9 protein-coding genes are annotated in these 9,197 nt (G+C 61.6%); 3 read left to right on the top strand and 6 right to left on the bottom strand.

From position 1 onward, the window contains the following. The first annotated feature begins 807 nt into the window (after positions 1 to 807). Entirely contained in the window at positions 808 to 1,083 is a 276-nt protein-coding gene (locus F0184_RS20170; RefSeq protein WP_150497943.1) for an antitermination protein, read from the top strand. A gap of 96 nt (positions 1,084 to 1,179) precedes the next feature. Here the strand turns inward: F0184_RS20170 and ttcA are convergent, their stop codons facing one another. The 3 genes from ttcA to rpsD form a co-directional block, all read right to left on the bottom strand. Continuing rightward, positions 1,180 to 2,130 (bottom strand): tRNA 2-thiocytidine(32) synthetase TtcA, encoded by a 951-nt coding sequence (ttcA, locus tag F0184_RS20175; protein ID WP_150497944.1) that lies wholly within the window; start codon positions 2,128 to 2,130, stop codon positions 1,180 to 1,182. A gap of 67 nt (positions 2,131 to 2,197) precedes the next feature. Continuing rightward, entirely contained in the window at positions 2,198 to 3,340 is a 1,143-nt protein-coding gene (locus F0184_RS20180; protein WP_172972181.1) for a DUF418 domain-containing protein, read from the bottom strand. A 155-nt stretch (positions 3,341 to 3,495) separates the two neighbouring features. Further along, positions 3,496 to 4,113 (bottom strand): 30S ribosomal protein S4, encoded by a 618-nt coding sequence (gene rpsD, locus F0184_RS20185; RefSeq protein ID WP_150497946.1) that lies wholly within the window; start codon positions 4,111 to 4,113, stop codon positions 3,496 to 3,498. Between the two features lie 508 nt (positions 4,114 to 4,621). Between rpsD and F0184_RS20190 the strand changes: the two genes are divergently transcribed. Continuing rightward, a complete protein-coding gene (locus F0184_RS20190; protein ID WP_208998589.1) occupies positions 4,622 to 6,424 on the top strand; it encodes an EAL domain-containing protein in 1,803 nt (600 codons plus the stop codon). Here the strand turns inward: F0184_RS20190 and murI are convergent. Together murI and F0184_RS20200 are read right to left on the bottom strand one after the other, a co-directional pair. Beyond that, entirely contained in the window at positions 6,386 to 7,213 is an 828-nt protein-coding gene (gene murI / locus F0184_RS20195) for a glutamate racemase (RefSeq protein WP_150497947.1), read from the bottom strand. The two genes, F0184_RS20190 and murI, sit on opposite strands and share 39 nt — an antisense overlap. A gap of 5 nt (positions 7,214 to 7,218) precedes the next feature. Beyond that, complete coding sequence (locus tag F0184_RS20200; protein WP_150497948.1) at positions 7,219 to 8,076, bottom strand: RNA methyltransferase; 858 nt, start codon at positions 8,074 to 8,076, stop codon at positions 7,219 to 7,221. Positions 8,077 to 8,240: 164 nt separating this feature from the next. On the opposite strand from F0184_RS20200, the gene F0184_RS20205 reads away from it, so the two are divergent. Continuing rightward, a complete protein-coding gene (locus F0184_RS20205; protein WP_150497949.1) occupies positions 8,241 to 8,801 on the top strand; it encodes an STM3941 family protein in 561 nt (186 codons plus the stop codon). Here F0184_RS20205 and F0184_RS20210 read toward each other — a convergent pair. Next, positions 8,786 to 9,076 carry a GNAT family N-acetyltransferase gene (locus F0184_RS20210; protein WP_172972182.1) on the bottom strand — a complete coding sequence of 97 codons (291 nt, stop codon included), beginning with the start codon at positions 9,074 to 9,076 and terminating at the stop codon, positions 8,786 to 8,788. The two genes, F0184_RS20205 and F0184_RS20210, sit on opposite strands and share 16 nt — an antisense overlap. Between the last annotated feature and the right edge of the window lie 121 nt (positions 9,077 to 9,197).

The following is a 9,197-nucleotide window of genomic DNA, read 5'->3' on the forward strand; positions in this document are numbered from 1 at the left end:
GGCCGGTAAATGGTCAGCGCAAAAATACATCAACATGGCGCCGCTCTACCAAGAGCAGAACCAAGCACACGGAGCCGTCGCCTGAAAACGAAAGTGCGAAAGATATTTGACACTACCAGTTCGCGAGATAGGTCTTTGTGTAAACCAGTCCAAAACGCAACGCCGGTAGAGCTTTCCTTCCCATCATTGTAATACGGGTACATATCCTCAGCGAGGATACGAAAAGCTTGAACGAGAAGGCGGCTATCGCGTTGCTCGAAGCTGTCGCGAAGCGCCTTATGTTCATACCGGCGGGCAAAAATGTCGATGAGCATACTCGTATTGAATAGTGTTGAGTGTGGAATGCAAGCGGTGAAGGTCAACGTCCACTCCCCACCCTTCCAAGCCATTCGCCCAGCGTAGAGAAATCGGCTGCTTTGCCGGTCAGGCCGCAGGCCTTCGCCCCCAACTTACGGACACAAGGCAACCGTTCAACAGGACTCACCAAACACCCGCCGCACCCCGCGAAAAATCCACCCCGCCACATCCTTGCTCCAGCGCCGCCCATCGCCCTTCCGCCCTTTCCGGCCCCTCGCCTCTCGCCCTCAGCCGATCCGGGCCGGGGCAAAATCCGGCCGGTCCCCCTGGAATTTCGGGCCAAAAACCGGCTTATCCCAAGGGAAGGCAGTGCGGACCCAGCAATTTTTGCCGAATCGCTCTAACCTGAACGCCAGGTGAATGCCGGGTTCAGGGTCCGTCCAGTCACGATCCGCCATTCTCCGCCCATGACGAACGGGCCAAGACGGCCGTCAGACGGGGATTGGGGAAATGAAGACCATCGCTTTTGCAGCCATCGCACTCGGCGCGGCCGTGGCCGGGTTCGGACTGTTGGGTCCGCTCGACAAGCCCGGCAGCGACCTGCGGCGGGTGGAGTGCTCCAAGATCACGATTTTCGCGCCGCAAGGCGGAAAGTCCGACAAGGATCTGTGCAAGAGCTATGGCGGGCTGGCCGCAGCCCCGGGGCAAGAGACGGTGGAAGGCCTGGTCATTCTCGTGCGCAACCAGCCGATGGGCGGGTTCGACGGGCACGGGTCCGTCCGCTGACGGCGCAAGCCGCCGCACATGCCACAAGCCGCCTCAGATGCCGCAAGACGGCGCAAGCCGCCTGAAACGCCCGCGCCCTTCCGGACCTTATCCCGCTTACCGGGCCGCAAGCATCCTGGCGGTCAGGGCGAGGCTGGCCGCGCAGGGGTCTTCCGCTTCGCCGGAAGCACCCTCCGCATCGGCTTCCGGTCCGAGGGGGCGCAGATTGACAAAATCGTAAAGGCGCCGGTCGAGGAGATGCGAGGGGCGCGCATGGGTCATGGCCCGCGCCATGACGCTCAACCGGCCGGGGGTCTCCCTCTCCCAGCCTTGCAGCATCCGCTTCACCTCCTCGCGCTGCAGGCCGTCCTGCGAGCCGCACAGATTGCAGGGAATGATCGGGAAGCGCATGCCGGCGGCGAATTTCGCGATGTCCGCCTCGGCGCAATAGGCAAGGGGCCTGAGCACCAAAAGGTCGCCCTCGTCGTTGACGAGCTTGGGCGGCATGGAGGCGAGCCGGCCGCCGTGAAACAGGTTCATGAAGAAGGTTTCGAGAATGTCTTCCCGGTGATGCCCTAGCACCACCGCCTCGCAGCCCTGCTCCCGCGCCACCCGGTAGAGGATCCCCCGGCGCAGCCGCGAACACAGCGAACAATAGGTCCGGTGCTCGGGGATCTTGCCGGTGACGATCGAATAGGTGTCCTCGCGGACGATCAGATGCTCGATGCCGTTCGTCTCAAGAAACTCCGGCAGGACATGCTCGGGAAATCCGGGTTGCGCCTGATCGAGGTTGCAGGCCAGCAGATCCACCGGCAGAAGCCCGCGCCACCGCAATTCGATCAGAACGGCGAGCAGCGTATAGCTGTCCTTGCCCCCGGACAGGCAGACCAGCCATTTCGGCCGGGCTTGCGGGCCCGCTCCGTCCGGCACCATGCCGAAATCGGCGATCGCCTCGCGCGCCTGGCGCAGCAGCCGCTTGCGCAGCTTCTTGAACTCCACGCTGGACGGCGCGCCGCGCAACAGGACTGGAACATCGATGTCGGCGCTGGCCGCTGCAATATCGTTCATGGCATCGCCCTGGACTTTGGAGCTTGGGATTGCCGCTGACATAACGGATCTTGCGGGGACAGGAAAGTCACTTTGCCCCAGCTTCCGGGCGGGTGCCGCCCGTCAAGGGCACGCCGAGATAGGTCCCTTTGCGCAACAGCCACTCGAACGGGCCCAGGGCGAACCGCTTGCGCCAGACAGCGAGCAGAAGGACCAGCGCAAGCGTGACAAAGAGCGCGATTGCCACGGCCCCGGCCGCGCTCACCTCGTTCCACAACCCCAGGCCATACGCGCCGAAGATGGTCGACAGGACCATGGACTGGCCGAGATAGATGCTCAGGCTTGCCGCACCGGCCGACAGCAGCATCGAGCCCAGCGGGCCGGCGGGGCGCGCCATCGCCGCGATCACCCCCAGATAGCCGATGGTGGCCAGCGGCGCGGCGGCGATCAAGGCCGCTTCCCAGCGCCCATCGCCCGTTTGGAGCCAAAGATGGGCGATGAGCAGACTTGAAAGGACCCCTGGTCCAAGGCACCACCTGCGCGCCAGACGCCACAATCGGTGGTCCGGCCGGTCGATAAGGCCCGACTTCACCGCGGCCAGGCCCAGGCAGAACCAGCCCAGCGCCGCGATCCCCTGGAACAGCAGAAGATACGGCAGCACGTAGAAAAAGCTGATGGTCCGGAACAAGACAGCCTCGAGGAAACCGCCCTGCCCGATCAGCGCGCGCTCGATTGCCAGAACCTCGGGATCCGCCGGTTCCGGGGTCATCACCAGCGCCCCGGCGACCACAATCTGAATGACAAGAAGCGCGGAGCCGAGGCGCACAAGCCGCCGGGCCGTCCAGGCGCGCACCCAATAGAGACAGGTGCCGGTTATCGCGTAGATCACCAGAATATCGCCGGGAAAAAACAGACAGGCATGGGCAAGGCCAAGCAGCAACAGGCCAATCATGCGATTGCGGTAGAGGGTGCCGAAGGGAAGCGCCCGGTTGGCGGCCGACCGCATTTGATAGGCAAGCCCAACCCCGAACATGAACGAGAACAAACCGTAGGTTTTGACGAGAAACAGTCCGTTGACCAGCCACACCACGGCCCGGTTCGCGGGCTCTGCGGTCGACGCCGCCTCAAAACCGCCCAGGATCGGGAACGCCATATACTGCACATTCACCACGACAATGCCGAAAAGCGCGCACAATCGCAGATAATCCGGCATCAATGCCCGCGTCGTCATGGCTGTCCCCATTTCTGGCCGGGATCGCCCAGCCTGCCGAACAGCATGTGGACGATCAAAGGATCAAAAATCAATCGGGGATTGAACGGACGGCACAAAAAACCCCGCTGTCGCCAGCGGGGTTTTGAAAATGTGTTCCGTATTCGGCGCCAAGGTTAGCGCGAATAGAACTCGACCACCAGGTTCGGTTCCATCTGGACCGGATACGGCACGTCGGAGAAACCCGGAACGCGGGTATAGGACACGGTCATCTTGTTGTGATCGACATCGAGGTAGTCGGGCACATCGCGTTCCGCGGACTGGACGGCTTCGAGAACCAGAACCATCTGCTTGGATTTCTCGCGAACTTCGATGACATCGCCCGGACGCACGCGGTAGCTCGAGATGTTCACGCGCTTGCCGTTGACGTTGACGTGGCCGTGGTTGATGAACTGACGGGCCGCAAAAACGGTCGGCACGAACTTCGCCCGATAAACGACCGCATCGAGACGGCGCTCCAGGAGACCGATCAGGTTTTCCGAGGTATCGCCCTTCAGACGGGACGCTTCCTCATAGACTTTCCGGAACTGCTTTTCGGAGATGTTGCCGTAGTAGCCTTTCAGCTTCTGCTTGGCGCGCAGCTGCACGCCGAAGTCCGACAGCTTGCCCTTGCGGCGCTGACCGTGCTGGCCAGGGCCATATTCCCGCTTGTTGGCCGGGCTTTTCGGACGGCCCCAGATGTTTTCGCCCATCCGGCGGTCGATTTTGTATTTCACGCTATGGCGCTTAGACATCGCGGTTTCCTTTGTGTAACGCGTTGTTTTTCTTTAAGGAAACGCGCCCTCCTTTACCCCCGGAACCGGCGGACCGGTCACTTGGGTCGACAGAGCGTCAGCTAGACGGCGCCGGCTGACATCTCACGGGTGCGTAGAGCCGCACAAGCGCTCGGCCAGTGCGGACCGGCGGGTGGTAAGACAAGTCCTCCCCAAAGTCAAGCAAAGACGGGTGTGTCGATCCGCGACTTGCAGCGCCGACGGCAGCCCGGGAGCTGTATCCGCAGCGGGAGGCCAAGCAAGCCGGGAAACTCGATCCGGGACCGCGCGCCATTCAGAAAGCCGAAGGCAGGGCCGCCGACACGCAAGAAAGCCGCTGGCCCGCCCGAAAAAACAACCTAAGCGGGAATTTTAACGGTTCATTAGCAATAATGTATGCAGTATAGACAAATACATCAGTGATACTTATGACATTGCGCAGCGGAATGCTACCGCAAAGGTGCGCAACATGAATGCGGAGACACCGTCAATGACTGACGCCCTGTCTTACAGGACGGAGATTTCCCTTGTTCAAGAGGACGCTGCGAACGACACGGTCGGTGTTCCGCACGATTTTGAAGACACGGCATGCATGTTTCATCCCGTGATCGATATCACCACGGGTGTTGTGTACGGATACGAGGCTGCTTTTGCCGGGTCCGGACCGGATCAACGACAGACCTTGAAAGATCGTCTCGACGACGCTTGCTCGCGCGGAGACCTGCCCGAGGCCGAAATCGCCCTGTTGCGGAAAGCGTTGCGCCTGTTCCGGGACTTGCCCTGCGCAAAGGGAACGAAACTTTTCTTCAATCTGGACGGCCGGCACCTGGGCGCGGCTGACGATCCGCGGATTCGCCTGGCGGAACTGGCGAAGTCGGAAGGCCTTGCCGCGGGAAGCCTCGGTGTGGAACTGATCGAACGTGAACAGGATGTGTTCTGCGATCTTGCGGACCACGCCCTGATGACGCTGCGCCAATCAGGCGTTTTGCTGTCGCTGGACGATTTTGGACGGGGCTTTTCAGAACTGCGGCGGCTGCACGACATTTCCCCGGACTATGTCAAGATCGACCGGTTTTTTCTGAGCGGCATCGACAGCGACCCCCGGCGCAGACTGTTCGTCAAGACCGTGGCCAATCTGGCACATGTGCTCGGAGCCCGGGTCATCGCCAACGGTGTCGAAACCGAGCGGGAATTCAAGGCATCGCGGGATGCCGGATGCGATTTGGTGCAAGGTCCCTATGTGGCGGCACCGGTCAAATCCCCCAAGGATGCCCGATTGTTCTACGATCATATCCGAAGCGAAGTCTTGTCCGCGCCCGGGCGCAAGGGCGACCGGCGCATCCGGGGCGAGCTGATGAGCCCCGCGACCATTTCGGTCGACGCGACCATGAAGGACTTGCTTGACCTGTTTCTTTCCGATCAGGACATCAACGTGGTCCCCGTCCTCGATATCAACGGAGAACCTCGCGGCCTGATCCACGAGCGCGATCTCAAAGCTTACCTTTATGGCCACAACGCCGGCGAACAGGACTATGGGTCTGCGCTGGACCTGCCGCTGGGCCGCTTTGTCCGCGCCTGCCCGCTCGCCGATATCGACAGCGATGCGGACATGCTGCTCGTGACCTTCGCCTCCTCGCTGCAATCGGATGGCATCATCATCACGGAAAACTTCCGCTACGCGGGTTTCCTGTCTGCCACTTCCCTGCTGAAGCTGATTCATGAAAAGCGTCTGCAGGAAGCACAGGATCAAAACCCGTTGACCCGACTGCCCGGCAACAGCGCGGTCACGAACTTCATCATGAGAGCCGCGTCCGAACGCAGCGGCTGCCGGCACCTGTGCTACATCGATTTCGATCACTTCAAGCCGTTCAACGACACATTCGGCTACCGAAAGGGCGATCAGGCCATCATCCTGTTCGCGCAACTTCTCCAAAAACATGTCACGGAAGCAGGCACCTTCATCGGCCATTTGGGCGGAGACGATTTCTTCCTGGGCTTCAGCGACTGGCAGGATGACGACGTCAAGCAGCGCGTGCTCGCCGCTCAGCGCGCCTTCCAAACCAGCGTCGAAAGCTTTTACAAGCCCGAAGACCGCGAGCGGGGCTTCATCATCGCCCAGGACCGGTTCGGCAGCGTGCGACAGTTTCCCCTGCTCGACTGTTCGATTTCCATCCTGGCCATTCAAGAAGGCATCACACTGTGTCCGGACCGGCTGAACGCGGAAATCACGGACCTCAAATGCGCGGCCAAGAAGTCAGAGACGAGATTGGTTGTCAAAACACTGGCTGGATGACCCAAGCTCAAGCCCGAACCCGGCGAGAAGCCGTTCCATGCCGGGCTCGCGCCGGCCGGAGGTCAGCAAGGCAAGATCTCTTCGAATGGCCGGGCTTCCATCGGCCCGGTCTCCCAGAACACGAACCAGTTGCCGCGCGATCGCCCCGGCTGGATCCAGCCAATCCACGGGCCATGGTGCGATCCGCCGGAACCTGTTGGCCAGAAAGGGATAATGGGTGCATGCGAGAACGACAATATCGGTCCGCCGCCCGCCCTGGTCGAGAAAGCAGGCTTTGATCTCAGTCATCAAGGCCGCGTCGGACACCGGCTCGTTCCTCAGTTCCCGTTCGGCATGCTCTGCCAGCATGTCCGAGCCGACCAGTCGCACATGACACCGGGAGGCAAAGCTCTCGATCAGTTTTCGGGTATAGGCCCGCCGGACCGTTCCAGGCGTCGCAAGCACGGACACAAGGCCCGAGGCTGTGCGCTCCGCGGCCGGTTTGATCGCCGGAACCGTGCCGACGAAATCGTGACCTGGATGGGCCTGGCGGAGCGCGTCTCCGGCCAGGGTGAAGGCGGTGTTGCAGGCAATGACGGTTGCTTTTGGACGGTGGGTATCCAAAAGGCGGGAGAAAAGCTCGAGCAATCGCTGCGTGAGCGGCTCTTCCTCCCACGCCCCCAGCGGAAAAGCGGCATCGTCCGCAAGGTAGAGGATCGGTTCATACGGAAGCAGCAGCCGGATTTCCCGCAAGACCGAAAGCCCGCCGATCCCGGAATCGTAGATCAGGACAGGCCGGCCGTCGGACATGGTCGTCAATCCTCGCGGGCCGGTGCGGTGAACTCACCGTTTGTTTCACCCGGGCTGTCGCTTGCGGGTACGCCGCGCTGCCGCCGGGGGCGGGTTTCGCGCTTTTCGAGGGCCGCGACAACGCCGCGCAACGCCCGCACTTCCTGTTCGGTCAGCCCGGCCTTCTGGAAGATATTGCGCAAGGTCCGGACCATGTGAGGACGGCGCTCGACCGGGCGGAAGAACGTGGCCCGGTCCAACGCACCTTCAATATGCTCGAAGAAGCGCAAGACATCTTCCTTCGCCGCTGGCGGATGCTCCTCCTCGCTCAAGCGGAAGGGCAGCGCGCCACTGGTCGCGGTCTTGCGCCATTCATAGGCACAAACCAGCACTGCCTGGGCGATGTTCAAGGAGGCGAAATCCGGGTCGACCGGAAGGGTCACGATCTCGTCGGCCAGCGCCACTTCATCGTTGTTGAGACCCCAGCGTTCCCGGCCGAAAATGTAGCCGGTCATGAGACCCTTGACGCCGAGTTCCACGACTTTGCGCGCCGCCTCGTCGGGACCGCGCACGGGCTTGGGGACCTCGCGCGAGCGGGCCGTGGTGGCATAGACGAAGGTGAGGTCGGCAATCGCCGCTTCCAGGCTGTCGAACACCTGAACCTTGTCGATCACGTGATCGGCCCGGCTTGCGGCCGCCCTGGCCTTCTCGCTCGGCCAGCCATCGCGCGGGTTGACGATCCTGAGATCCACCAGCCCGAAATTCGCCATGGCGCGGGCCGCCGTACCGATATTCTCGCCCAGTTGCGGTTCGCACAAGATCACCGCCGGCGGCGTCGTGGACGGTGCACGGGCGGATTCGTCGATGTTCACATTTCTCACCATGAGCGGGGATTTAACCGAACCAAGGACCCGATGGAAGGTTTTTTGAGCCCCCCTGCTTTGCGCTCAGCCCCGATGGCACCGGTTTCCCACCCTTTTGCTGCTTTCCCATGGATGACGGTCTAGGATAAGGAGCCCTGACTGCAACTGTTGGTAATCGGAACATCATGACCCAGGCGAAAAACGACAACAGCCATGTTCAACGTTTCACGAGTTCACGCAAACTGACGTTTCTTTATCTTCTGCTCGGCCTCGCAATGACCGGACTCAGCCTTTGGGCGCTGGCGGCATCATATTCCGAGCGGCCGGTGGATTGGGTGCTGGTCGCGCTTGGCGCCTCGGGCACTTTGTTGTTCGGCGCGGCCACCCTGGAGTTCGCCAGGCGTTTCCGGACACCGAACCATGCGTTCATCGAGCTTCGCCCGGAAGGCATTTATGACCCGCGCGTCGCGGCCCGGACGATTCCGTGGGAGGCCGTCACCGGCGTCTCGATCTGGTCGGCACGCGGGCGTTCCTTCGTTGTTGTCAACATCGACAGCGCCATCGAAGAAACCCTTGATCTGACAAAAACGGCGCGCTTGAGCCGCGGCCCCAACCGTCTTCTCGGCATCGACGGCCTCATCCTCAATCCGGTGGGACTGCCGGTGAAGGCGCACACCCTGCAAGACTTGATCGTTGAACGCCTTGAGGAGTTCTACAAGGAGCCTTCCCGTCAAAGCGCCTTGTAGAAAACCGTCGTCGCCTGGAGGCCGCCCCGCGCGGCAACGGCGTAGCCGGGGATGACACCGACATGGTGATATCCAAGACGCGCATACATGCCTTCCGCGGCATCGCCCGTAACGGTGTCGAGCACGAGCAGTGTCCGGCCTAGCGCCTGCGCTTTTTGTTCCACCGCCGCCAGCAAACGGCGCGCAACGCCGCGCCGCCGCGCCTGCGGATGAACCATCAACTTGGCGACTTCCGCCCGGTGCCCGCCATTGTTTTGCTGCGCCAGCAAAAGCATGACGATAACGTACAAAATTTTTCGCACATTTTCAGGTTGGTACGGTTCCCTTTATTCTGATTGAAGGGAGCATGGCATGACTGATGACGACGACGGCAAAGAGATGAGCAACGTGATCCGG

The sequence above is a fragment of the Roseibium aquae genome, from assembly GCF_008711285.1.
GTDB lineage: Bacteria > Pseudomonadota > Alphaproteobacteria > Rhizobiales > Stappiaceae > Roseibium > Roseibium aquae.

Excerpts from the sequence above, each read along its gene's own strand:
- F0184_RS20190 (WP_208998589.1), top strand. The coding sequence starts at position 4,622 with ATGACTGACGCCCTGTCTTACAGGACGGAGATTTCCCTTGTTCAAGAG.
- rpsD (WP_150497946.1), bottom strand. The coding sequence starts at position 4,113 with ATGTCTAAGCGCCATAGCGTGAAATACAAAATCGACCGCCGGATGGGC.
- F0184_RS20205 (WP_150497949.1), top strand. The coding sequence starts at position 8,241 with ATGACCCAGGCGAAAAACGACAACAGCCATGTTCAACGTTTCACGAGT.
- F0184_RS20180 (WP_172972181.1), bottom strand. The coding sequence starts at position 3,340 with ATGACGACGCGGGCATTGATGCCGGATTATCTGCGATTGTGCGCGCTT.
- F0184_RS20170 (WP_150497943.1), top strand. The coding sequence starts at position 808 with ATGAAGACCATCGCTTTTGCAGCCATCGCACTCGGCGCGGCCGTGGCC.
- F0184_RS20200 (WP_150497948.1), bottom strand. The coding sequence starts at position 8,076 with ATGGTGAGAAATGTGAACATCGACGAATCCGCCCGTGCACCGTCCACG.
- F0184_RS20210 (WP_172972182.1), bottom strand. The coding sequence starts at position 9,076 with ATGCTTTTGCTGGCGCAGCAAAACAATGGCGGGCACCGGGCGGAAGTC.
- ttcA (WP_150497944.1), bottom strand. The coding sequence starts at position 2,130 with ATGAACGATATTGCAGCGGCCAGCGCCGACATCGATGTTCCAGTCCTG.
- murI (WP_150497947.1), bottom strand. The coding sequence starts at position 7,213 with ATGTCCGACGGCCGGCCTGTCCTGATCTACGATTCCGGGATCGGCGGG.